The 24094-nt window shown below is 38.2% G+C and carries 26 protein-coding genes; 12 read left to right on the top strand and 14 right to left on the bottom strand.

Features of this window, described 5'->3' with window-relative positions; genetic code table 11:
• Positions 1-42 precede the first annotated feature (42 nt).
• Positions 43-663 (bottom strand): TetR/AcrR family transcriptional regulator, encoded by a 621-nt coding sequence (locus ACP8HH_RS14930; RefSeq protein WP_438312644.1) that lies wholly within the window; start codon positions 661-663, stop codon positions 43-45.
• A gap of 244 nt (positions 664-907) precedes the next feature.
• Between ACP8HH_RS14930 and ACP8HH_RS14925 the strand changes: the two genes are divergently transcribed.
• From ACP8HH_RS14925 to ACP8HH_RS14910, 4 genes are all read left to right on the top strand, one after another.
• Positions 908-1837: an ABC transporter ATP-binding protein gene (locus ACP8HH_RS14925; protein WP_438312642.1), complete on the top strand. Its 930-nt coding sequence runs from the start codon at positions 908-910 to the stop codon at positions 1835-1837.
• Position 1838: 1 nt separating this feature from the next.
• On the top strand, positions 1839-2720 hold the full coding sequence (locus tag ACP8HH_RS14920; protein WP_438312640.1) for an ABC transporter ATP-binding protein: 882 nt from the start codon (positions 1839-1841) through the stop codon (positions 2718-2720).
• Between the two features lie 15 nt (positions 2721-2735).
• Positions 2736-3521, top strand: coding sequence for an ABC transporter permease (locus tag ACP8HH_RS14915; RefSeq protein WP_438312638.1), 786 nt, complete (start codon positions 2736-2738; stop codon positions 3519-3521).
• Positions 3522-3590: 69 nt separating this feature from the next.
• Positions 3591-4046 (top strand): SRPBCC family protein, encoded by a 456-nt coding sequence (locus ACP8HH_RS14910; RefSeq protein WP_438312636.1) that lies wholly within the window; start codon positions 3591-3593, stop codon positions 4044-4046.
• Positions 4047-4309: 263 nt separating this feature from the next.
• Here the strand turns inward: ACP8HH_RS14910 and ACP8HH_RS14905 are convergent, their stop codons facing one another.
• Together ACP8HH_RS14905 and ACP8HH_RS14900 are read right to left on the bottom strand one after the other, a co-directional pair.
• The gene (locus tag ACP8HH_RS14905) at positions 4310-4825 is read right to left on the bottom strand and encodes a hypothetical protein (protein WP_438312635.1); all 516 of its coding nucleotides are present in this window, start codon (positions 4823-4825) and stop codon (positions 4310-4312) included.
• Between the two features lie 22 nt (positions 4826-4847).
• Positions 4848-5546, bottom strand: coding sequence for a B3/B4 domain-containing protein (locus tag ACP8HH_RS14900; RefSeq protein ID WP_438312633.1), 699 nt, complete (start codon positions 5544-5546; stop codon positions 4848-4850).
• A 58-nt stretch (positions 5547-5604) separates the two neighbouring features.
• On the opposite strand from ACP8HH_RS14900, the gene queG reads away from it, so the two are divergent.
• A complete protein-coding gene (gene queG / locus ACP8HH_RS14895; RefSeq protein WP_438312631.1) occupies positions 5605-6744 on the top strand; it encodes a tRNA epoxyqueuosine(34) reductase QueG in 1140 nt (379 codons plus the stop codon).
• Between the two features lie 18 nt (positions 6745-6762).
• Positions 6763-7236 carry a tRNA (uridine(34)/cytosine(34)/5-carboxymethylaminomethyluridine(34)-2'-O)-methyltransferase TrmL gene (gene trmL / locus ACP8HH_RS14890; protein WP_438312628.1) on the top strand — a complete coding sequence of 158 codons (474 nt, stop codon included), beginning with the start codon at positions 6763-6765 and terminating at the stop codon, positions 7234-7236.
• 250 nt (positions 7237-7486) lie between these two features.
• Here the strand turns inward: trmL and ACP8HH_RS14885 are convergent, their stop codons facing one another.
• From ACP8HH_RS14885 to ACP8HH_RS14865, 5 genes are read right to left on the bottom strand one after another with little or no spacing between them, the layout of a single operon-like run.
• Positions 7487-8788, bottom strand: a complete 1302-nt coding sequence (locus ACP8HH_RS14885; protein WP_438312625.1) for an NCS2 family permease — start codon at positions 8786-8788, stop codon at positions 7487-7489.
• The gene (locus ACP8HH_RS14880) at positions 8766-8927 is read right to left on the bottom strand and encodes a hypothetical protein (RefSeq protein WP_438312624.1); all 162 of its coding nucleotides are present in this window, start codon (positions 8925-8927) and stop codon (positions 8766-8768) included. The genes ACP8HH_RS14885 and ACP8HH_RS14880 overlap by 23 nt, the downstream gene beginning before the upstream one ends.
• Positions 8908-9756: an RluA family pseudouridine synthase gene (locus tag ACP8HH_RS14875; RefSeq protein ID WP_438312621.1), complete on the bottom strand. Its 849-nt coding sequence runs from the start codon at positions 9754-9756 to the stop codon at positions 8908-8910. The genes ACP8HH_RS14880 and ACP8HH_RS14875 overlap by 20 nt, the downstream gene beginning before the upstream one ends.
• A 30-nt stretch (positions 9757-9786) precedes the next feature.
• Entirely contained in the window at positions 9787-10263 is a 477-nt protein-coding gene (locus tag ACP8HH_RS14870; protein ID WP_438312619.1) for a thioredoxin family protein, read from the bottom strand.
• 1 nt (position 10264) lies between these two features.
• Entirely contained in the window at positions 10265-10690 is a 426-nt protein-coding gene (locus ACP8HH_RS14865) for a disulfide oxidoreductase (RefSeq protein ID WP_438312616.1), read from the bottom strand.
• 126 nt (positions 10691-10816) lie between these two features.
• Between ACP8HH_RS14865 and ACP8HH_RS14860 the strand changes: the two genes are divergently transcribed.
• Both ACP8HH_RS14860 and ACP8HH_RS14855 read left to right on the top strand, forming a co-directional pair.
• Positions 10817-12358, top strand: a complete 1542-nt coding sequence (locus tag ACP8HH_RS14860) for a GNAT family N-acetyltransferase (RefSeq protein ID WP_438312614.1) — start codon at positions 10817-10819, stop codon at positions 12356-12358.
• 240 nt (positions 12359-12598) lie between these two features.
• Complete coding sequence (locus tag ACP8HH_RS14855; protein WP_438312611.1) at positions 12599-12988, top strand: CopG family transcriptional regulator; 390 nt, start codon at positions 12599-12601, stop codon at positions 12986-12988.
• Positions 12989-13065: 77 nt separating this feature from the next.
• On the opposite strand, the gene rsgA is transcribed toward ACP8HH_RS14855, so the two are convergent.
• The 4 genes from rsgA to ACP8HH_RS14835 form a co-directional block, all read right to left on the bottom strand.
• Positions 13066-14145, bottom strand: coding sequence for a ribosome small subunit-dependent GTPase A (gene rsgA, locus ACP8HH_RS14850; RefSeq protein WP_438319206.1), 1080 nt, complete (start codon positions 14143-14145; stop codon positions 13066-13068).
• A 224-nt stretch (positions 14146-14369) separates the two neighbouring features.
• Complete coding sequence (locus ACP8HH_RS14845; RefSeq protein ID WP_438312608.1) at positions 14370-15266, bottom strand: cation diffusion facilitator family transporter; 897 nt, start codon at positions 15264-15266, stop codon at positions 14370-14372.
• A 52-nt stretch (positions 15267-15318) separates the two neighbouring features.
• On the bottom strand, positions 15319-16641 hold the full coding sequence (locus ACP8HH_RS14840; protein ID WP_438312606.1) for a hemolysin family protein: 1323 nt from the start codon (positions 16639-16641) through the stop codon (positions 15319-15321).
• 484 nt (positions 16642-17125) lie between these two features.
• Positions 17126-17275, bottom strand: coding sequence for a hypothetical protein (locus ACP8HH_RS14835; RefSeq protein WP_381535666.1), 150 nt, complete (start codon positions 17273-17275; stop codon positions 17126-17128).
• A gap of 480 nt (positions 17276-17755) precedes the next feature.
• Between ACP8HH_RS14835 and ACP8HH_RS14830 the strand changes: the two genes are divergently transcribed.
• The 3 genes from ACP8HH_RS14830 (at position 17756) to ACP8HH_RS14820 (ending at position 22833) form a co-directional block, all read left to right on the top strand.
• Positions 17756-19495: an ABC transporter ATP-binding protein gene (locus ACP8HH_RS14830; RefSeq protein ID WP_438312603.1), complete on the top strand. Its 1740-nt coding sequence runs from the start codon at positions 17756-17758 to the stop codon at positions 19493-19495.
• A gap of 1 nt (position 19496) precedes the next feature.
• The gene (locus tag ACP8HH_RS14825) at positions 19497-21254 is read left to right on the top strand and encodes an ABC transporter ATP-binding protein (protein ID WP_438312595.1); all 1758 of its coding nucleotides are present in this window, start codon (positions 19497-19499) and stop codon (positions 21252-21254) included.
• Positions 21255-21570: 316 nt separating this feature from the next.
• Positions 21571-22833 (top strand): MFS transporter, encoded by a 1263-nt coding sequence (locus ACP8HH_RS14820; protein ID WP_438312593.1) that lies wholly within the window; start codon positions 21571-21573, stop codon positions 22831-22833.
• 85 nt (positions 22834-22918) lie between these two features.
• Here the strand turns inward: ACP8HH_RS14820 and ACP8HH_RS14815 are convergent, their stop codons facing one another.
• Both ACP8HH_RS14815 and ACP8HH_RS14810 read right to left on the bottom strand, forming a co-directional pair.
• Entirely contained in the window at positions 22919-23071 is a 153-nt protein-coding gene (locus ACP8HH_RS14815; protein WP_438312590.1) for a hypothetical protein, read from the bottom strand.
• Positions 23072-23122: 51 nt separating this feature from the next.
• Positions 23123-23326, bottom strand: a complete 204-nt coding sequence (locus ACP8HH_RS14810) for a YheE family protein (protein WP_438312589.1) — start codon at positions 23324-23326, stop codon at positions 23123-23125.
• A 72-nt stretch (positions 23327-23398) separates the two neighbouring features.
• Here ACP8HH_RS14810 and ACP8HH_RS14805 point away from each other — a divergent pair, with 72 nt between their 5' ends.
• Entirely contained in the window at positions 23399-23788 is a 390-nt protein-coding gene (locus tag ACP8HH_RS14805; protein WP_438312587.1) for a ferritin-like domain-containing protein, read from the top strand.
• Positions 23789-24094 lie beyond the last annotated feature (306 nt).

Here is a 24094-nt window from a genome sequence, read left to right as displayed (position 1 = left end):
TCGATTAAATTATGGTTCGATTGATTGGGGAATTAGATAAAATCACTTTTTTAATCCAGCTGCATAGAAAGGGCCGTTTAGTGTTATTGTTGACAGAATTCGAGCCATTTCCAAAGGAGATTCTAAACTATCACCATCGAGCCATTGTTGAATAACACCTATATTGGCGGAAGCAATATAGGAAACTAAGTATTTTCCGGGTACAAGTGAATTCTCTTTTTTGAAAGTAGGGATATCATTACCCTCAAATAGTGTTTTCCACATTAAGTTTTTCAATTTAGTTTGAAAGGTCACATCTCCCCTTGGGCCTAGTAAAGCCCTCATAAGTTCTTTATTTTCATCTAGATATACAAATAAAGAGATAACGGGTGCAAACGTCTCTATATTAGGTGATTGGTTCATGTTTAAGCTTTCTAAAGCATCCGGCAAATTCTTTTTCATTATATATTTAATATCGTTTAAAATATCTTCCTGGCATTTACCCATTAAATCATTTTTGTCTTGAAAGTGTGCGTAAAAGGTACCCCTATTTATTCCTGCTTTGAATGCAATGTCCTTAATAGTGATTGCTTCGAAACCTTTTGCTTCAATTAGTTGTACTAGTGCGTTGCGTATAGATTCTTTTGTTCTTATTACTCGTAAATCTGTGTATGTTTCCTCCATGATTCTTTCCCTCCTTCAAGTTTTATCCAACAAAAGATTGTAAAGTGTTGCATAACCAACATAGCCAATGATATTGGTTCTTGTATTAACTTAAATTATTACTTATTATGAAAAGAAAGACTAGACAACATGTTGTTTATAATTGTACGGAAATAATGAGCGTAAGTAAATAACCACATATCAAATTTTGTACTTATTAAATTCACTTGGAATACTAAAATCGTTTATAAAAAGGAGTTTTGATATGTCCGTATTACAGGTTAAAGAGTTAACAAAGGATTATGGTCATAATCGAGGCGTATTTGATGTTTCATTCACTGTGAATAAAGGTGAAGTTTATGGATTTCTTGGACCTAATGGTGCAGGTAAAACAACTGCAATTCGTCATATCATGGGTTTTTCTAGACCTCAGAAGGGGCACACATTTGTGAATGGCCTAGACAGTTGGGAAAATGCTGCTGAAATTCAAATAAATCTTGGTTATTTACCAGGGGAAATTGCTCTACCAGAATCACTCACTGGCACACAATTTATAAAAATGATGGCGGATTTGCGTGGTATTAAGGACTTTACGCATACAGATTACTTGATTGAAAAATTTGAACTAGAACCATCGGGGAAACTAAAACGGATGTCTCTTGGAATGAAGCGTAAGCTTGCGATCGTTACCGCTTTTATGCATGATCCAGATGTACTTGTCTTGGATGAACCGACGAGTGGACTGGATCCAATTATGCAAAATGTGTTTATAGATTTTATTAAAGAAGAGAAGGAAAAAGGAAAAACAATTCTAATTTCCAGTCATATATTCAGTGAAATTGATGCTACATGTGACAAGATTTCGATAATAAAAGACGGACGATTAATATCATCATTTGTAGCAGATGATTTACGTTACAATGACCAAAAAACATTTGAAATCGAATTTTTAAGTAAGGAAGAATTTGAACGTTTTCATCAGGACATAAAAGTAAGGGAAGAATTGCATGTTCTCGACTCGAATCATTTGAAAAAACAGGCGAAAATTCAAGTGCAAGACAACGATATCAATCATTTTATTAACCTGATTGCTGAGTATGATTTAAAGTTCTTCTCTGAAATTAAATTTACATTGGAAGATTACTTTATGAAGTTTTACGATCGGAACATGGATACCGGGGAAGGTGCTAGTTAAGATGTCAACTATTGATATTAAAAACATGACGAAAGATTATGGGGATGGCAGAGGAATATTTGATGTAAACCTTTCGATTGAAGAGGGGGAAGTATTTGGCTTTGTAGGGACGAATGGGGCAGGTAAAACAACGGTTATCCGCCATATGATGGGATTTCTACAACCGCAAGACGGACACTGCCGGGTCAATGGATTAGACAGTTGGAAAAATTCTTCAGAAATAAAACGACATATTGGCTATATTCCCGGTGAGATTAACTTTCCAGATGCTAAAACTGGAACAGAATTCTTAAAATGGCAAGCTGAATTAATTGGATTAAAAGATATGTCCTTTGCAAATGAAATTATCGAAAAGCTACAACTTGATCCGACTGCAAACTTAAAACGGATGTCTAAAGGAATGAAACAAAAGACTGCTATTGTAGCGGCATTTATGGCTGATCCAGCTATTTTAATTTTTGATGAGCCGACAACAGGACTTGATCCGTTAATGAGAGTTGAATTTGTTGACTTAATAAACAAGGAAAAGAAAAAAGGCAAAACCATTTTTATGTCGAGTCATATGTTTGAAGAGGTTGAACATACTTGTGACAAGGTGGCGCTCATAAAAGAAGGGAAAATTATCGCGGTTAAACCAACACTTGAAGTGAAACACAATGAAGATAAGATATATAAAATTGAGTTTTCGACTTCACAAGAATATCATCGGTTTTTATCCGAATCCTTTATTTTCACAGAGAAAAAGGAAAATCAAAATCAAATCACTGTAAGGGTTAATGATCAAGATATCAATACATTCCTAAATGTATTAAAAGGATATCCGATTAAATCCATTACAGAAATCAAGTATACGCTTGAACAATATTTCAAAAATTTATATTAAGGGAGGATAATGCTCATGATCAATGCCACGATTTTCAAACAAACATTAAGAGCTAATTATAAGTTATGGCTCATATTTACAATAGTATTGAGTGCTTTAAATGCAGCTTTGATTGCGGTGTTTGAACCTTCTACACTTACAAATGTAGCTGATATGGTCAAAGATACACCGTTGGCTGCTCTATTAGGCGACACAAGCTTTTTAGGGATGCTCGCCCAAACCTTTTATTCGATTCACGGCGTTATACTACCTTTGATATTTATTATAATGACTGCAAATAGTTTAGTTGCTTCCCAAGTAGATAAAGGATCGATGGCCTATTTGTTATCGACGCCAATTAAGAGAACAACAGTGGTACAAACACAAGCATTGTACTTAATTACATCGATTATAACAATGTTTTTAATCATAACTCTTGCTGGAATGCTTGCAATACAGGTTTCTCAAGGAGATCTTGGCACTTATTTAGCAGATTACATAGCGCTTAATGTAGGATTATTTCTTCTAATGTTTGCAACAAGTAGCATTTCATTTATGTTTTCTTGTATATTTAATTTATCGAAACATTCGTTGGCATTAGGTGCGGGTATCCCAGTTGCTTTCTTCTTATTTCATTTGATGGCCCAAGTAAGTGGGAGTTTAGAAGGGTTCCGATATCTATCGATGAATACACTATTTGATACAGCCGCTATTTTAAAAGGAGAAAGCTATTGGATGCAATTTACGATACTTGGGATTGTTGGAATTGTTATCTATATCATTGGTGTGCGTTTCTTTGAGAGGAAAGATCTGCCCCTTTAATAAATAACAAGTACAAAGAACCGAGGTAACAATCTGTAATCAGTGTTAAGTATCCAAGGAGGGCTGAACATGCCTTTAATCGAGCACAGAGAATTCATATTAGCTCCTATAGAAGTTTGTTTTGATCTTGCACGGGATGTTGATATTCACACCCAAACTTCCGCACATACGGAAGAAAAAGTTGTTGGTGGGGTTTTAACAGGTTTGATGGAAGCGGGGGATACGGTTACTTGGGAAGCCGTCCATTTAGGTGTAAAGCAAAAGTTAACTGCGAAAGTAACTGTGATGAATCGACCCTATCGATTTGAAGATATTATGCTAAAAGGGGCATTTCATTCATTTAAGCATATCCATGAGTTTATTAAACTGGAGAATGGAACTATTATGATCGATTACTTTCAGTACAAATCGCCGTTTGGTTTACTTGGTGTAGTTGCGGATAAGTTATTTCTAGAAAAGTATATGAGGAATTTTATCGTAAATCGTGCTAAGGCATTAAAACAAATTGCTGAAAGTGATTTATAATGGACGTTAGCAATCAAGGGTAAAAAATCAAAGCCGTTCAAAAATAAGTAATAAACAAAATCGCTCCTTGCCGTCTAATGTCGGAAGGAGCGATTTTCATAAAGGGGACCCTATGTTACCGTTTGGGTTTGTCCATTGCAATTGCCTTGGTTGGTTATCGGTGATGGGTCACAAAGTAAATGGGAACAGGTTATTGGTTTGCTGTCATTTAAATTGTTGGTCCCACTTTATGCCTTGGATAGGAGTCTCACCTTTCCAAGGGTTTAGAAGTATTTTGCATCATCGAAGTCTAATATGATTGAATAGTTTTTGGCATTGATGAGGTTTGATAGTTTGTGTGCATCTTTCTCAGCTTGTAGCGACTTGACCCTATAGTCTTCCGGTTCAAATAAGGCGACACGATAGACGATTGTGCTTTCGGAGTAACCGTACTGGATCTCTTCTTTTTGAGCCATGGAGAGTTCTTTATAAAATTGAGCTTTTGCACGTAATTGGGTGGCAAGTTCAATTGCTTCGACAATCGCTAGTTGGTCAACTTGGAATTCGATTTCATTATCAATATTGGCTCTATACATAAGTCGGTCGAGTACGCGGCTGTCCAAACGTACTTCGTCCAATTCGGTTTCTACGATTTGGAGAGTACGAAGACCTTTTACAGGGGAGTTCCCTTTTTCTACGGTTGTAAAGGCGACGCGTCTCATTTCATCTTCTAATTCATGAATACGTTTCTTTAGGATGCTTTTTAGCTTCACTGCTTCTACGAGTGTGATTTTTGTCATCGATTAATCCCCCTGTTATTGGTTAATCTTCGTCTAGTACAATTGAGCTTTGTCCCTCATGCACTACATATGAACGGACATCTCCGCCACTCATACTTGTGAACATATTACCGCATGCCGTAGTCAATTCAAGTGACTTCTTAACGTCAAATGAAGGTGGAATGTAGAATACGTGTAGTGCATCTGTTGTGCTAGAAGTTACAGATGTCCGAGTAGAGTCTACAAAAGGACTCCCGAATGAGCTTATATCATCTGAGAGATGTACAATGTTCTTCATGGAATTAAATCGACCATTGAGTCCAGCGTACCCATCATTTTCAGTACCTAATGAGGCAACCACATCTCCAGTAATCAGTTCTAAATCATAAATTCCTATAGGGATTTTATGTTGCAATGAAAAGAAGTTGTTTAAGTCCACCGCAGTATGATATGAATCGATATAGCTTTGTTTTTTTATTCGGCGTAGAAGTGCCTCGGCAGATGGTCTATACCTGTTTGGATCTGCTCCAAGTTGTTTCCACAGCTTTCTCCACTCTTTTATTTCGGGATAGTCCGTTACTAATTTATCGTCTAAGTCAAAAAACAGTTGTTCTTGAAACAATCTTAATCTGCCTTGTAGCATTTGAGGAGATTCTGATACGGTAATTCTGGTATAATGATTAATGCCTAATTTAATTGTTGGTACGATATTTAATAGTGTTGAGTTTAGTTCAAATTTCAATGCTATCACCCTTTTTTTATAATATTCATTAATTTTAACATATAGGAGGTGGATTCGTGTGAATGTAGTCGAATTGCAACAACAAGTTCGAGAATATGCGTTATCAATTGGAATTGATAAGATTGGTTTCACGACATCCGCTCCGTTTCGTGAATTAAAAAATCGATTAAAACGTCAACAAGAATTTGGTTATCAATCGGGATTTGAGGAAAAGGATTTAGATAAACGTACAGAACCCATCCTCCTTCTTGACGAAGCCGAGAGTATTATTTCGATTGCAATTGCTTATCCTTCTCGGATGAAAGATTCACCAAAAGGGAAAAGAGGCGAACGCAGAGGAATCTTTTGCCGGGCTTCTTGGGGAATGGATTACCATACCGTTCTTCGTGAGAAACTGAGCATCCTTGAGGAATACATACAGGAGCTCGTCCCCAATGCAAAAATGAAATCTATGGTAGATACAGGCGAGCTATCTGACCGAGCTGTTGCAGAACGTGCGGGTATTGGTTGGTCTGCGAAAAACTGTTCAATTATTACTCCGGAATTTGGTTCATATGTCTACTTAGGTGAAATGATCACAAATATTCCTTTCGCACCGGATAAGCCAATGGAAGACGAGTGCGGCGACTGTACATTATGTCTGGATGCATGTCCAACGGGGGCACTTATTGTTGGCGGTCAACTCGATGCACAAAGATGTATTGCATTTTTAACTCAGACAAAAACAGCAATACCCGAAGAATTTCGTACTAAAATTGGGAATCGAGTGTACGGCTGCGACACATGTCAGACGGTGTGTCCGAAGAATAAAGGAATACAAAATCTACATCAAAACGTATTCCATCCTGAACCAGAGTTAGCTAAACCCCTTTTACAGCCAATATTAAGTCTTTCGAATCGACAATTTAAAGAGAAGTTCGGTCATATTTCTGGATCTTGGCGTGGTAAAAACCCGATACAACGGAATGCGATTATCGCTCTTGCTCATTTTAAAGAAGAATCCGCAGTACCTGAATTGATTGAAATGTTGAAGATGGATCCAAGACCGGTCATGCGCGGAACGATTGCGTGGGCACTTGGTGAAATAGGTTTGGATATTGGTATTGAAGCGATAGAAGAAGCACTTCATACAGAATTAGATCCTGAAGTACGCATGGAGTTAGAAAAAGTAGTAGAATCTAAAATAGAAATCATTTAATAAGGGGAAGTGTTTGAAGTGGCAATACATGTAGCATTATTTGAACCACAAATACCTGCGAATACGGGTAATATTGCAAGAACATGTGCAGGAACTGGAGTAAAACTTCATCTAATTAGGCCATTGGGTTTTTCAACGGATGATAAAATGTTGAAAAGGGCTGGACTTGATTACTGGAAGCATGTAGACATCTCATATTACGATGGAATTGAGGAACTTTTCCAAGCGTTTCCCGAAGGGCGTTTCTATTTTTTGACAAAGCACGGGGAACAACCGCATTCAGCTTTTGATTATTCAAATGGTAATGAGGATATATTTTTTGTGTTTGGAAAAGAAACCACTGGACTTCCGGAGAAGGTTCTTTTGGAAAATAAAGACAGATGTTTGCGAATTCCTATGAACGATAATATACGCGCTTTAAATTTATCAAATACAGCAGCAATCTTAATTTACGAAGCACTGCGTCAGCAATCTTTTCCAAATTTAAATTAAAAAATGGGACTGCCATTAGGCAAGTCCCATTTCTTTATGTTGGCTGATGACCGCGTTTTTTCTGCTTACCAGGTTTGTCTTCGTACCCTCCAGCAAAAATTGCAACTAAAAATGCTACGCACACGCCCATTATTAGAATCAAATTCATAGAAGTAACCTCCTGTTTAATAAAAATAGTAACTATTATAAGTATACCCTATCTTTAATCATAATGAAACGGTCAGCTAATAATCTAGAGCGATTCATGTCTTTAATGTGCCAAAAATAGTATTTGGTAAGTAAACAATGCAGCAAACACATATAGAAGAATTGGAACTTGTTTCCCTTTTCCTTTTACTACTTTCAAAATAGGGTACGTAATGAATCCAAGTGCGATTCCCGTCGCGATGCTTGAAGTAAGTGGCATTGTTAAAATAATTAAAAAAGCAGGGAAAGCTTCATCAAATGAATCCCATTCAATATTTTTTACCACACCTATCATTAAGCTGCCAACAATAATTAAAGCTGGAGCAGTTATAGCTGAAACGCCCGATAAAGTACTGACAAGCGGTCCGAAAAAAGCTGCGACTATAAATAGTATAGCTACTGTTAATGTTGTTAGTCCTGTTCTACCCCCGACAGCAACACCTGAAGAAGATTCAATATAAGCGGAAGTTGGGCTCGTTCCAAACATTGAACCAACTGTCGTAGCTACTGAGTCAGCTAGAAGGGCTTGTCGAGCTCGTGGCAGTGTATTGCCCTTCATTAGTCCTGCTTGTTTTGCGACGCCAATCATAGTCCCTGTCGTGTCAAACAAGGTAACGATTAAAAAGGCTAAAACAACTCCGTAGAGGCCATGGGAAACAACATCTCCAAATGCTTGAAGCGGATTCCAAACAAGTATACCTTCGGGTAAAGATGGGATTTGTGTTAGGCTCCCTTTAAATTCAAGTTGGCCTGTAAATACTGCAAGAATTCCTGTTAAAATCATCCCTATAAAAATGGAACCATATATATTTAAAGTCATTAAGATTACTGTAACGAGTAGTCCGAATAGTGCTAGTAAAACAGGTGGAGACGTTAGTTCGCCAAGTTGAACGAGATTCGTTTCATGATGGACGACAATTCCTGAAAGACGTAATCCAATAAATGCGATAAACAAACCAATCCCCGCTGTAATTCCATTTTTCAAGTTCTCTGGGATGGATTGAATGAGCTTTTCTCTAAAAGGTGTTAAGGACAAAATTACGAATAATAGACCGGCAATAAAGACAGCAGAAAAAGCCGTCAGATAATCAAGTTGTCCATTGGAAGCCAGAACGACTGATGTAAAGTATGCATTTAATCCCATACCTGGTGCAATTGCAATGGGATAATTTGCGAATAAGGCCATCCAAAGTGTACCGATGACTGCGGAAATAATTGTGGCAAGAAATACCTGGTCAAAAGGAACGCCTGCATCGGCAAGAATAATAGGATTGACGATTACGATATACGCCATCGTTAAAAATGTTGTCATTCCAGCTAAAACTTCAGTTTTGACCGTAGTATTATGTTCTTTTAAATGAAACATGTAATTCTCCTTTCAAAATACGAACGATATTAAGTACGTTACCAATAATATTCGTTTTTGATGGGAACTGCAACAATAAATAAGAAATGGCATGAAGAATATTATCTTCATGCCATTTCTTATTTTGTTTCCATTTCAATTGTAATTGCTTCACCGGTGAAGGGATGTGTGAAGGCTACTGAAGTTGCAGTCAAGCGGTAATGACCATCCTCAGTTTCACTACCGTCATAAAGTGTGTCACCTTTTACGGGATGACCAAGATGAGCCAAGTGCACTCGGATTTGATGTGTACGACCTGTTTCAAGTTCAGCTTCTACAAACGAGGAATCAGCAGTTCGGTCAATTACTTTAAAATGAGTAATAGCGGATTGTCCAGATAAAGAAACAAGACGTTTTGAAGGATCATGTCGATCTTTACCGATGGAAAATCGGATTGTCCCTCTTGGTCTTTTAAGCAATCCGTCCGTTTCTGCTAGATACTTTCTTGAAATTTCATTTTTTTCAAGCATACGATCAAAAAGTCCCTTTGCAATAGGATGCTTGGCAATTAATACAACACCCGACGTTCCTTTATCAAGACGGTGGATATGCTCGGCATATTGGCCGCCATTACTCTCAATGTACGCCATAACTTGATTCATGAAAGTGCCTGTTTGTCCTGGACGATCTGGATGCATCGAAATGCCAGCTGCTTTGACGGCTGCTACGATATGCTCGTCTTCAAAAACAACATTTAAAGTCCCGCGTTCTTCGGGTACATAAGTGGATTGTGCTTCCGGAAAAGAAAAAGTTAAATTCGTGCCAACAAATAGCGGCAATTTCCAATCGATGGGTTCGCCATTTTCGTCTGTAACACTTTTAGCCATTCTCATTAAGTGAACCGTCTTTTTACCGGCTTGCCATTGTTCTCTAAGAAGATGTTCAATCGTTTGACGATCTTCAGTTATTGTATAGTGAAATACTGTCATTTACATTCATCCTTCCGAAATTCCATTTGCTTAATACTTTTCGAAGAAATCACGGATATACGATTCTGGATCCATACCTTCGGGTGCTCCGCCGTACAAGCGGTCCACTTCTTTACCATCTTTATAATGGACGATTGTTGGCGTACCTTCAATTCCATAAGGGCCAGCATCCGCGTGGAATTCAAGCAAGTTAAACTGATTTATTTCTATACCTAAGTCTTTTGCAATGGGCATTAAAACAGGAGTTGTAGCGATACAGTGTGGACATTCAGGACTGAAAAAATAAGCTGTCACGTCTTCACCAGATTTAATTTTCTTTTCTAAGTCTTTAGGTAAAATAATGCTGTTGTAATTTTCATTGCCTATTAAATTAATTGTCGACGTTTCAAGTTTGTCTGTTCCATAAGGATTGTCCTTCAACTTCGTTTCATTAGACTTGTTTGATAAGACAACGATTAGTACAAACACAATAACGATGACGCCACCAATTGCTAATAATTTTTTCATTTTACTTCGTCTCCTTTTGCCATTTAATCATAAATAAACTTGTAATTAAAATAATCGTAAATGCTACAAGTGCCAGAAATGGAATCGTGATAAAACCGAAAATATTAATATACATTCCCGTACAAGGCACATTTCCACAAGCAGGTACACTATCACTTAGGAATGAAAGCTTTTGTAATCCATAATGATACAACGAAATGCCTCCACCGACTATTGAAAAGACGGCCAAAGTTAATGCGATTCGTGCATTTTTCTGGAAAAGAGCTACTCCGGAAATGAGTATAATTGGATACATTAGAATTCGCTGATACCAACAAAGTGTACAAGGCTCATATCCACGTATTTCTGAAAAATAAAGCGACCCAAGTGTAGCGAGAAGGGAAATTGTCCATATTAAAATCAAACTATTTTCCAACCGTTTATTCATAGTAACCCCTCCCACTTAAAAAGTTTACATCTTTGATTATAGGGGCAGTTTTAAAACAAGTAAAATATTCAACACTGAACGTGGAGTACGATATAATGAATCTATAGTTTGAAAGAGGTGTTTTATATGGGAGAAGGATTTGACTTATCGTCGTTTGAAAAGAGCATGGTTATTCGTCAGATGGAACATGAAGATATTAGTAAAGTTTTAGGTATGCAAGAGCTGAGTTTTCCAGGAATGGAGCCTTGGGAAAAAGAGCATTTAATTAGCCATTTAACGGTCTTTCCAGAAGGACAACTTGTTGCGGAGCTAGACGGAGAAGTGATCGGTTCATGTTCAAGTTTGATCATTAACTTCGATGAATACGACGATCGCCATACATGGGACGATGTCACTGATGAAGGCTATATTACGAATCATAATCCAGATGGATATAATATGTACGGTATTGAAGTAATGGTACATCCGGGGTATCGTCGAATGAAGGTCGGACAGCGGTTATATGAAGCGAGGAAAGAACTTGCAAGAGAACTGAATTTGAAATCCATCATTCTTGGCGGACGAATTCCGAATTATTATAAGTATTCAGAAGAAATGTCTTCTCGTGAATATGTCGATTCGGTGTCCAGACATAAAATATACGATCCGGTTCTAACTTTCCAGCTGATGAATGATTTTACACTTATGAGGGTTAATCCAAATTATTTACCGGATGACAAAGCCTCTAAAAAATATGCAACACTTATGGAATGGAATAATGTTGATTATAAACCTGCCACAAAGCGCCATTATAAAACAAGCTATCCTGTTCGGATTTGTGTAGTCCAATACTTAATGCGTAAAATATCATCGTTTGAAGAAATGGCACACCAATGTGAGTATTTTGTCGACGTAGCATCGGATGCGAGTTCCGATTTTGTCGTATTTCCTGAAATATTTACGACTCAACTAATGTCATTTATGGATGAAGTTGCACCGAGCCAAGCCATCCGTAAAATGACAGAGTACACTCCGCAATATATCGAAATGTTTACAGATTTAGCTGTCCGTTATAACGTAAATATTATTGGCGGATCTCATTTTGTTGAAGAAAGTGATGAAATTTACAATATCTCTTATTTATTCAGGCGAGACGGTTCAATCGAAAAACAATATAAAATTCACATTACACCGAACGAAAGAAAGTGGTGGGGAATAAGTGCTGGGGATGCGGTCCGTGTGTTTGATACGGACTGTGGAAAAATCGCGATTCAAATATGTTATGATATTGAATTCCCAGAACTCGGTCGAATTGCGACGGATATGGGTGCCAATATTATTTTCACACCTTTTTGTACTGAAGATCGACAAGGTTATTTAAGAGTTCGTTATTGTGCACAAGCACGTGCAATTGAAAACCAAATTTACACGGTCATTTCAGGAACGGTAGGAAACTTACCACAAACGGAAAATATGGACATTCAATACGCACAGTCTGCTATTTTCGCTCCATCTGATTTTGAGTTTGCACGGGATGGAATCGTAGGAGAAACAAACGCCAACTTGGAAATGGTTTTAATTGGTGATGTAGATTTGGAAATTTTACGAAGACAACGTCAAGACGGTACGGTGAAGCAGCTAAAAGACCGAAGGCACGATGTTTATCATATCGAATATAAAAAAGATTAAAAAAGAGCTTCCACGATTATCGGGAATACCGGTGCATGTGGGTGCCTTAAGTGTCTAGGGAAGGGTTTGGGAATTCCTCTTTAGGGGTTGAATTCCAACAAACTCGTTGCTTACCTTAAAAATGGATTTTAGGAAATAAGCATTAATTCCATCAGAAATAACGAAAAAACATCCATAGGTATACCTTCTGGATGCTTTTTGCGTTATTATAAGATTAGTTTAACAACAGGGGTGATTGAGATGGCGGAAACGGAAAAAATTACGATTAATATGAACGTTGTTGATTTAGGGAAAATTGATCTACTTGTAGATCAAGGCTATTATTCAAATCGAACCGATTTTATTCGATCCTCGATTCGTAAACATTTAATAACTCATGCAACGGATGTTGAAGATTTAGTTGTAAGAAAATCGTTCACTGTTGGCGTTACCCGCTATAGAAGAAGAGATTTTGAACTACTTTTTACTTCTAATGAAAAAGTAGATATTAACGTAGTTGGAATGCTGATTTTGGATGAAGATATTGATACGGAGCTTGCCATTAACACAATTGAATCTCTTCAAGTTAAAGGTGTGCTTAAAGCAAATGCAGAAGTTAAAAAAGTACTAACGATCATGTATCTGCAATAGCAGCACTAGCACAAATTCAATTAGTAAAAGAGCCGTCACAGAAACCAGAAGCATGGTTTACGTGACAGCTCTTTCTTTTACTTTTTCTTCGAAGGATGCATTCGCATAGTTTTGGTAATCTTTTTCCACTTGTTCCGCTCTGCGGTGTGCGCAGCCTGGTCGATTTTTCGCTCGAGAAACGCCAACTCTTTTTGTAGTTTTAAATAACTGGAATAACGATCCGTATGTAAAGTACCTGTAGCAAGCGCTTCCTGAACAGCACACCCTGGTTCATTCCCATGCTGACAATCATTGAACTTGCACGCATTTGCAAAGGTTTCTACATCTTTAAATCCCGACTCGAGGCTATCACTGTTGTCCCAAAGTTGAAACTCTCTCATTCCGGGTGTGTCAATAAGTACACCACCAGATGGAATTTTAATAAGTTCCCGGTGTGTCGTCGTATGTCTTCCTTTGTCGTCGTCCCTCCGAATGTCCTGTACAGCCATCGTTTCATTGCCACAAATGGCATTCGCAAGTGACGATTTCCCAACACCTGAAGAACCTAAAAGTGCTGCTGTTTTTCCGTCTTTTAACAAATCAATCAGTTCTTCGATTCCTTCGCCAGTCACATTGCTAACTGCGAAAATATCGGCACCTAATGCAATATTCTGCGCTTCTTCAATGTAGTGGGATGGGTTATCACATACATCTTTTTTCGTCAAAACGATAACGGGATTCGCACCTGAATCATAAGCTGCAACGAGATATCGCTCAAGTCTTCTGGCGCTAAAATCCTGATTCATCGACATGACAAGAAAGACAATATCAATGTTCGTAGCGATAATTTGTTCGACGATTGCGAGTCCAGCTACTTTCCGTGAAAAGAGGGATGTTCTTGGTAAAATCGCGTGGACAATCCCTCGTTCTTCGCCTGGCATCTTTTCCACTGCGATCCAATCGCCGACTGCCGGGAAATCCCGTCGTTCGTCGGCTTCATATTCTAACGCGCCGGAACAGACAGATAGCCATTCGCCTTCCTCTGTCACAACCCGATACATCCGTTTATGTTCAAGCGTGACACGCCCGGGCACGCATTTCTTCATTTTAAATCCATCGTTTATTTTTTCCCAATTGGCTTCGTGGATTTGATTCCAACCGTACGCATTTAGTTTTATCAATTTGTTTTCCTCCTGTTATGTGCATATAAAAAAGCCGTGGCTCCTGATCGGACTCCACGACTTCACACGGATAACAGAAAAAATATGCCTTTTATCGTGGCACTGTAAGTGAAGGTATGGGTCCAATCAAAGTAACAATAGGCATATTGAAAGTAGTCATAATACTTCACCTGCTTTCTGTAAGATGTTTTAAGGATAGCAAAACAAAAGGAGTTTGTCAATTATGATTTTTCTGGCGAATCAAGCTTCTCCAATCCCACAGGTTCAATATGAACAAGAATAACTGAATGTGGTTGACGGGCGGCTATTTTCCTTTCAATTTCTTCAGTAATACGATGACTATCGATGACATTTAACATAGGGTTTACTGTAACGGTTAAGTCCACGAACATCATGTTGCCATGCGTTCGGCCTTTGAATTCTTTTAATTCAATTACACCATCCACACCGGAGGCCAGGGAAGAAAGAGCTTTGACTTCCTCTTCATCAAACCCATCGGTAAGCGTATGAACACTTGGATAAAAGATTTTCCATGCAGTATAAATAACTAAAACTCCTATAAGAAATGCGGTTATTCCATCAATAATTGGAAAGCCAATCACAGCCCCGCCAATACCTATAGCAGTTCCAACGCTAACTAGTGCATCCGAACGGTTATCATAGGCGGCGGCACGTACGGCTTCGCTACCAATACGTTTTGAAAGATTTAAATTGTACCGATAGACAAAATACATAACGAGGGCACTTAGAACCGCTACTACTGCTGTGAGTAGTGAAGGTGTAATCTTTTCAGGTGAAAGTAGAGATTTCGTTGCATTAATTAAAATTTGTAACCCGACGAAACCCATAATAAATGCCGCAATGAGGGATGCAACTGTTTCTGCACGCATATGTCCATAATGATGATCTCCATCAGGTGGTTTTTGAGAAATTTTAAGTCCAACCAAAATGGCGATGGAAGCAATAATATCAGTTGTGTTGTTTAAACCGTCTGCTTTCAGTGCCTCAGAAGTACCGATAAACCCTACAACGAGTTTCACTATGCTTAGGAATAAATATGTCCATATGCTGAGCCAGGCACCTTTTTCGCCTTCTTTCAAATTTGAATAAAGATCCATCGCTACACCCACTTTCCGAATAAAAAAGAGACCTCCAAAAGGAAGTCGCTTTTTACCTAGATTCGACCGGTTCTTTATTTAAACCAGTTTCTTCCTCTTCATGTTTAATAACTTCTAAATACAGTATGTGATGACCTTCCATGTCTTTAATCATAAATTCGTAACCTTGTTCAATAATCTTTTCACCTTGAATGGCTTCAAATCGCTGAGTCATGAACCAGCCACCAATGGTATCTATGTCTTCTTCATCGATTCCAATTCCTAGAACATCGTTAACATTTTCGATTAATATTTTAGCGTCGAAAATATAGTGATTTTCTCCGACATTCTGAACTTCGGGGATTTCATCCATATCGAATTCGTCTTGAATGTCGCCAACAATCTCCTCCAAAATATCTTCAATTGTTACAAGACCAGCAGTACCACCATACTCATCCATAAGAACAGCCATATGAATCCGCTCACGTTGAATTTTGAGGAGTAAATCTCCGATTGGAATTGTTTCGATGACACGGATAATAGGTTGCATATAATCAACAACGGGTTTATTTCCTGTTGTTGGATCTTTAATATAAGCGGTTAATAAATGCTTCATATTTACAAGTCCGAGGATATGATCTTTGTCACCATCTGTGACAGGATATCTTGTATATTGTTCAACGTCTGACAGATTAAAAACATCTCGAAGTGTCAAATCTTTTTCAATAGTGACCATTTCAGTTCTTGGGGCCATAATTTCTTTCGCTATTCGGTCATCAAATTCAAATATTTTATTAACATATTTGTATTCTGCCTGATTGATTTCCCCACTTTTTAAACTATCTGCCAAAATTAAGCGAAGTTCTTCTTCGGTGTGGGCAACTTCTGATTCGGAAATACTTTTGAATCCGAGTAATCCAATAAAAAAGCGTGCAGAGCCATTCATACCTTTAATGATTGGGTACATAAGCTTGTAAAATAATATTAGTGGCTTTGAAAAAAGGAGTATAATTTCTTCTGCTTTTTGGATAGCAATCGTTTTAGGAGCTAACTCTCCAATTACAACATGAAGAAATGTAACTACAGAAAATGCGATTATGAAAGAAAGAATACTTGTTGTACTTGGTGTGAATTCATAAAAAGTGAAAAGTGGATTTAGAATCAGTTTGACGGTCGGTTCACCGAGCATACCAAGTCCTAATGCGGTAATTGTAATGCCAATCTGACAAGCGGATAGATATTCATCCAAGTTGCTTAGGACTCTTTTTGCGGATAAAGCCTGTCGATTACCTTCTGAAACAAGCTGATTAATCCTTGAAGTTCTTACTTTTACAATTGCAAATTCACTCGCAACAAAAAATGCGGTGAGGGCGATCAAGACAGCAAAGGCTGTCAATCGTATGGGGATTTCCAAATAATTACTTTGTTCTAAACCCAGATGTGGGGGAGAACAAAGTGTACACCTCCTGTAATAGTTAAATAGCTAGTTACTATCCATGATAAATTATTTACAATAAAAAAACAATTGGTTTCACCTATTTTGTAGTATAATTATTAAAATGATGAGATTGTGGGACATATCAGGAAAATAAAAGCATACATAGAAATTCTAAAAGATCAATTAAATTAAGCTTAACATCATTTGGTTGCCCAGCTGTACATATAAGGTATTTTAGGGAAGAAAACGTCGCAAAACGATAATTGCTTGGCGATAAAATATATGTGGATTTTGTGGTGTTATGTCAATTCTTTTCTGGTCCTGCAAGTACACAAATTGGAAAAGCGGCAGATGGAGCAATTGTCTGTTTTATATTTTAACAATAAAGAAAAAGCTATCTACATCCCTATTCATAGGATGTAGATAGCTTTTTCTATAGTAATTAAAACATCGGAAATACATATTTGATTAAGAACCACAAAAAGCCGAAAAAGATAATGATATATGCAGCGTATTTAATGAATGTTGCACCGACAAAACTATTATTCGTTTTTTCTTCGCGTTTAATTTCAATATTTTTATGTTCTTCCATTTGATTTCCAACTCCCTTTGTAAAGTTAGGCTTAACTTTGTTATACCCGGTGAATGAATATGTAAACTATTAACTCGATTAATTAGAAAAGTATTGACATTCTGAAAACGAAAATGGTAATCTATTAATAGTTAGATACTCGAAATAAAAGGGAGGTACGGAAAATGAAAAAGGTTATTATTGTTCAAACCAATCAAATAGTGATTCCGTGCCAAAACCATGCCTAATTCTCAATTCGAATTGTAAAGTTGGAATGGCAAGAATTGTCGTTCCTTATTAATGAGCCAACGCTTATGTTAAGAGCGTTGGCTTTTTTTGTTTTTTGTAATAAGAATTGTGCCTTTACGCTTGTCGTGTCAAATAAAAATGCATGAAAAGGAGTGCTGATTATGCTTTTCATTAAACAGCAAAAAAGCTTTGTCAAAGGAATCTCTTGAAAGCGGTTAGTTATAAAGTTTAAGGAAGAAAGTAGGTTTGTTTATGTTTTCAGTTTTATTCAAATTAAAATGGTTTTTCAAAGAAAATCGTAAAAGGTATACGATTGCGCTAATCCTCCTAATGATGACAAACGTTCTTGTAATTATTCCCCCGTGGCTGATTGGTCAAGCGATAGATTCAATTTATACTCAAACACTAACAGGGAAACTGTTGGCGATGTTCCTTGGGGGAATGCTTATTATTATGATTTTTAACTATGCGAGCAACTTCGTTTGGCAATATCAACTTTTTGGCGGAGCGTATGTCATTGAACGGCAATTGCGCGGAAGGCTAATGCGTCACTTTTTAAAGATGACTCCGACTTTTTATGAGAAAAATAAAACAGGCGATTTAATGGCTAGGTCGACGAATGATTTACGAGCTATTTCGGAAACGGCAGGGTTCGGCATTATGACTCTTGTCGATTCGACGCTTTACTTGCTAACGCTTGTACTTACGATGGGTTTTCTCGTTTCCTGGAATCTAACACTTGCGGCAATTTTACCGCTTCCGATTCTGGCATTTATTATGCAAGTTTTGGGCAAAAAAATTCATGAGAGATATATGACTGCACAAGCTGCCTTTGGTGACTTAAATGATAATGTACTTGAAGCGGTGGCAGGGGTTCGTGTGGTTCGGGCATATGTTCAAGAGCGAGCCACTGAAAAAGTGTTTGCTGAGATGACGGAAGAGGTTTATCAAAAAAACATGCACGTCGAGAAGATTGATGCTTTGTTTATGCCGATTTCAAAAGTGCTCACAGGTTTAACCTATATGATTGGACTTGGTTATGGGGCTTATCTTGTATCTGAGGGCGTCATGACGCTTGGGAATCTTGTGACGTTTAATGTATATCTAGGAATGATTGTGTGGCCAATGTTTGCGATTGGTGAGCTAATCAACGTTCTTCAACGTGGAAACGCTTCTCTCGATAGAGTGATGGAAACACTTGATTACGAAGAAGATGTGAAGGATCCGGAAGACACAACTATGGTCGATCAACTTAAAGATGTAGGTTTTCATGATGTCGTATTTACGTATCCCACATCGCATTCCGTTAACTTGGATCACATCAAACTCGATTTGAAACGGGGAAACACGCTTGGAATTGTTGGGAAAACGGGCAGTGGTAAGACTACATTTGTTAAACAATTGTTACGTGAATATCCTTTAGGTGAAGGGGCAATTACATTTTCCGGTGTTCCCATTCAGTCGTTGAGGAAAGACCAAGTAAGGGATTGGATAGGGTACGTTCCTCAGGATCATGTATTGTTTTCACGGACAGTTAGGGAAAACATTCGATTTGGACGACCTGATGCTACTGAATCAGAAATTGCTGAAAGTATTCGTCTGGCCTATTTTGAGAAAGATCTTGAAATGCTTCCAGCAGGACTGGACACTTTAGTTGGAGAAAAAGGAGTCGCACTGTCTGGTGGACAAAAGCAACGTATTTCAATTGCACGGGCACTGATTAAAAATCCGGAAATTCTCATTTTGGACGACTCTCTATCTGCAGTAGATGCAAAAACAGAATCGAAAATCATCGAGAACATTCAAGCGGAACGATCTGATAAAACTACGATTATTACAACACATCGTTTGTCTGCAATTGAACATGCGGATTGGATCCTTGTTTTAGACGATGGACGTATGATTGAAGAAGGAACACACGAAGACTTGCTCGCATTGAATGGTTGGTACAAAGAGCAATTCGACCGCCAGCAGATTGGGGAGGTTGAATAAAATGGGTACGGGTAAACGATTGGTTCATTATGCTTTAGATTATAAAAAGCTACTACTTACAGGATTATTTTTACTAGCAATTGCGGTCGCAGCGGACTTAATGGGGCCTTTGATTGCCAAAGAAATCATTGATGAGCATATTGCGGGGGCTTCGGGTGGCAGTATTGAATTCGTGCCGATTGCTAAGTTACTGGCAATCTTTTTCGGACTTGCTGTAGTCACCGCAATCTTTAGATATTTTCAGTATTTACTGTTGCAAAAAGCAGCAAATCGCATTGTCCAGAAAATGAGAAACGATTTGTACGAACATATTCAAACATTACCGATTCGATATTTCGACAACTTGCCTGCTGGGAAAGTTGTTGCGCGAATTACGAACGATACAGAAGCCATACGTAATTTGTATGTTACCGTTGTATCGCAATTTGCGATAAGTGGAATGTACATTATGGGGATATTTATTGCTCTATTTTATTTAGATCCTAAAATGGGGGCAATCACATTATTCGTCTTGCCAATTTTATATATTTGGATGAAGACATATCGAAAGTTTGCTTCGAAAGTAAACCATATCATTCGCGGAAAAGTGAGTGATATGAACGCTAGAATAAATGAATCGATTAACGGAATGACGATTATTCAAGCATTTAGCCGCGAGAAACAGATGGAAGATGAATTCGGTGAAATCAACGATGAACATTTCAAATATCAAAACAAATTGTTGAAAGTAGAGGCGGCGACGTCCCATAATCTTGTTGATATTATTAGATCATTGACGTTTGTTTTCTTCATCTGGTATTTCGGGGGGGCGTCACTCACTACGGAAAGCGTTATTTCAGTTGGTATGCTTTATGCTTTCGTTGATTATATTACTCGATTGTTCAACCCGATTACAGGTGTTGTCAATCAGTTTGCACGGCTTGAACATTCACTTGTAGCGGCTGAACGGGTTTTCAAATTATTGGACCGAGTCGGTGAGCCGGTAAGTGATGAGAAAACAGTGCGATACGCCGGAAACGTCCGTTTTGAAAACGTTTGGTTTGCTTATATTGAAGAGGAATATGTGTTGAAAAATCTCAACTTTGAAGCGAAGCAAGGGGAGACAGTTGCTCTTGTCGGGCATACGGGATCAGGGAAGAGTTCGATAATGAATTTATTGTTCCGCTTCTACGATTCATCGAAAGGGAAAATCACAATCGATGGTATGGACATTGGCAAAATGTCTCGTCAAACGGTTCGTGAGCATATGGGTATTGTTTTGCAAGATCCGTATTTATTTAGCGGAACGATTGAATCCAACGTTAGTTTGGGAGATCCACGCATTACCCGAGAAAAAGTGCAGCACTCGCTTGATGCGGTTGGCGGGGAACGTGTATTGAAGCATTTACCGAATGGAATTGATGAAGCGGTCGTGGAGAAAGGTAGTACGCTTTCATCTGGACAGCGTCAATTGATTTCATTCGCTCGAGCATTAGCCTTTGACCCAGCAATTTTAATTCTCGATGAGGCGACGTCGAATATCGACACTGAAACTGAAGAAATAATTCAACACGCGATGGACGTGCTGAAAAAAGGCCGAACGACATTTATCATCGCCCATCGACTTTCTACGATTAAGAATGCGGACCGTATTTTAGTACTGGATCGTGGGGAAATTGTTGAAAGTGGTACGCATGATGAATTGCTCGTGCAAGGCGGACAATATGCGCAAATGTATAAGTTACAAGCGGGAACATCAAGTAATTCGAAAGTGATATAAAATAGTGAGACTTTCTTTCCTAGATTTAGTGTGGAAAGAAAGTCTTTTTATTATGAAGCTGGTTTTCATATGAGATAAAAGTCCTGAGTTGCAAGCAAACTTGTGACGAGTGCAAGGAAAGAGTGGCTGTGTGCAAGCAAACCAGTGACAAGTGCAAGCAAACAGCGCATGAGTGCAAGGAAACACCTAGTGAGTGCAAGCAAATCAAATATCAGTCCAAAGAGTGAGGAAATATTCTGCCAAACCGTTGAAAAACTCCTCCAAAACAAGTATATTTAGACTAACGAAACATTAATGTGCGGAGAGTTGGAATTCGATGGGGAAGTGGCTTTCAGATTGGAAGAAAAAGATTTCTTCGTTCAATAAAAACGTTCAATTGTTCATGCTTGCGAATGTGCTCATCCAAATTGGAATGGGCGTTTTTATGGTTATGTACAATCTGTATATAAAAGAGCTTGGAATGCCTGAAACAGTGAACGGAAAAGTGATATCTATGACAGCGACAGCTTCGGCAATCATGCTTATTCCAGCGGGGTTTTTGAGCGATAAGTTTGGGAGAAAGTGGTTGATTATTGGTGGTGCTGTATTTGGTGGGATGACATTATTTTACCGAAGTCTAGCGGTTGCTGAAACACCGATTATATATGCAGCCTTTTTCACAGGTTTGTTTATGGCATTTATACAGGTTTCGGGTGTACCGTTTCTCGCTGAGAACTCAAAAACCGCTGAACGGATTCATATGTTTAGCATCCACTTTGCTCTAATAACTGTTGCGAATGTAATTGGAAGTTTATTGGGTGGTGTTCTAGCAGATGTACTTCAAGTTTTTGGAGGGCTGGAGGCGGCGAACGCAATCCGGTGGTCTCTTTTAGCGGGTGCTGTTATTTTCACGACGGGATTAGTCCCATTGTTTAAACTGCAAAATAAAAGACCTGAAACGGTTCGAACTGTTGAAATAATAGAAGAAACCGAAGAGGATAAAGAAAGAAATAGTTTTAGGAGAAATATCGTATTAATTTTTCACTTTGCATTTGCAAGTTTGTTGATGGGACTTGGCTCTGGTTTGGTCATTCCATATTTGAATTTATATTTTGCCAACCGATTTGATGCCTCAAATGCATATATCGGCCTTATATTATCACTTGGCTCCGCGATGACTGCGGTAGCAATGCTTCTAGGTCCTGCTCTTGTAAGAAAGATTGGTAAAGTAAAAGCCCTTATACTATTTCAAGTTTTATCGGTTCCGTTTTTAATCATCACAGCTTATACGACTTCATTACTAATTGCTTCACTTGGTTTCCTAATGCGTCAAGCAATTATGAATGCGGGGAATCCAATCCAAAGTGCCATTGCGATGGAAATCGTGTCTGATAAATACAAGGGACTCGCCAATTCAGTAAACCAAATGGTGTTTAACGTTGGATGGGCGACCATGGGGCCGATTGCCGCCGGATTGGTAATTGCATTTGGTTCATATTGGGGGTATGCGTATGCATTTACAATTACAAGTGTGCTCTATATCATTTCATCCGCATATTATTACTTTATATTCGGGAAAAGGAAGTTGGCTGACGAGTAAAAAAGGTAGTTTGTTTATAGGTATGAAATGGTGTTGGATCTTTTTAATAAGAAAATGCCCTACACATATTGTGCAGGGCATTTTCTTATTCACCACGTTGGTATTGTGTTTCTTTCCACGCATTTTGTTCGTTAGGAACACGGCTCTTGTCTTCAAAAATATTTTCAGTTTTCTGGTTCTGAACTTGCAACTGTTCCTGTTCTTTTCGAAGCTCTTCAGGTGTTTTTTCTTTTTTCATAGTACGCCTCCTTATTTACGGATAGACGTAGTATCCCCAAATTGACCAATATCAGTCGTAGACGTGGAAAATCATTAATTCATGAATCATTTTCTTTAATTTTTCTTCTTCGGGTGGTGTTTCACTTGTCCAATTAATATCTCCAGCTTTTAAATATTCTCCGGTATAGCGAGTGTTTTTAAAGAAAAAAGAGAATGTCCAACCTGGTAAATCTGTATTTTCAAACATTGGTTTGTAGCTAAAATGTTGTAGCATATTCTTTCTCCTCTCATAAGACGCAACCTGTCCGCATAAAATAGTAATAAAGCTATGTGAAGGGGTGCTAAGTTGTTTATTAACAAATTAAAAGAGTCCATTGAGGACGAGTATAAAGCCTATCATTTTTATAAATCGATGTACCAGCTCACAACAGATCCACTTTGGCAGGACTTCATTAAACATGTATATGAAGACGAAAAGAGTCACTATGAAATGTTTCAACAACTTCATTATATGCTGACGGGAAGGTTTGTTCAAAATCCAAAGAAGCCTTTGCCTTGTTATGATTTGAAAAATTGTGTAGAAAAGGCTTTGTTAGATAAATTAGAGGCAGTTGAAACCTATAAAGTCATGCTTCTAACAATCCCAATTCAACAAGCATATAATCCAATATTCATAGCGCTGCATGATGAATTGGAGCATGCAATTCGTTTTTCTACGATGTATAATGCACTATGATTTTGTATACAGAATGCGGGTAATGTTCGAAACTGGGTTGTCTTTGCTATGACGGGTTATGTCCTCTCAATCAGGGATTATGTCCGCTCAATCGGTCAAGATGTCCTCTGAATTGTTCCGTATGTCCGCTGAATCCGAGTAAAAGTCGTTATGTCCGCTCAATGAGGGATGATGTCCTCTCAATCGGTCAAGATGTCCTCTGAATTGTTCCGTATGTCCGCCCAATCCGAGGAAAAGGCGCTATGTCCGCTAAATGAGGGATAATGTCCGCTCAATCGGTCAAGATGTCCCCTGAATTGTTCCGTA

Origin of the sequence: Sporosarcina sp. FA9, from assembly GCF_051550205.1 — a bacterium.
Lineage (GTDB): Bacteria > Bacillota > Bacilli > Bacillales_A > Planococcaceae > Sporosarcina.
The sequence above is the reverse complement of the archived record's forward strand: the minus strand, read 5'-3'. Positions and strand labels throughout refer to the sequence as shown.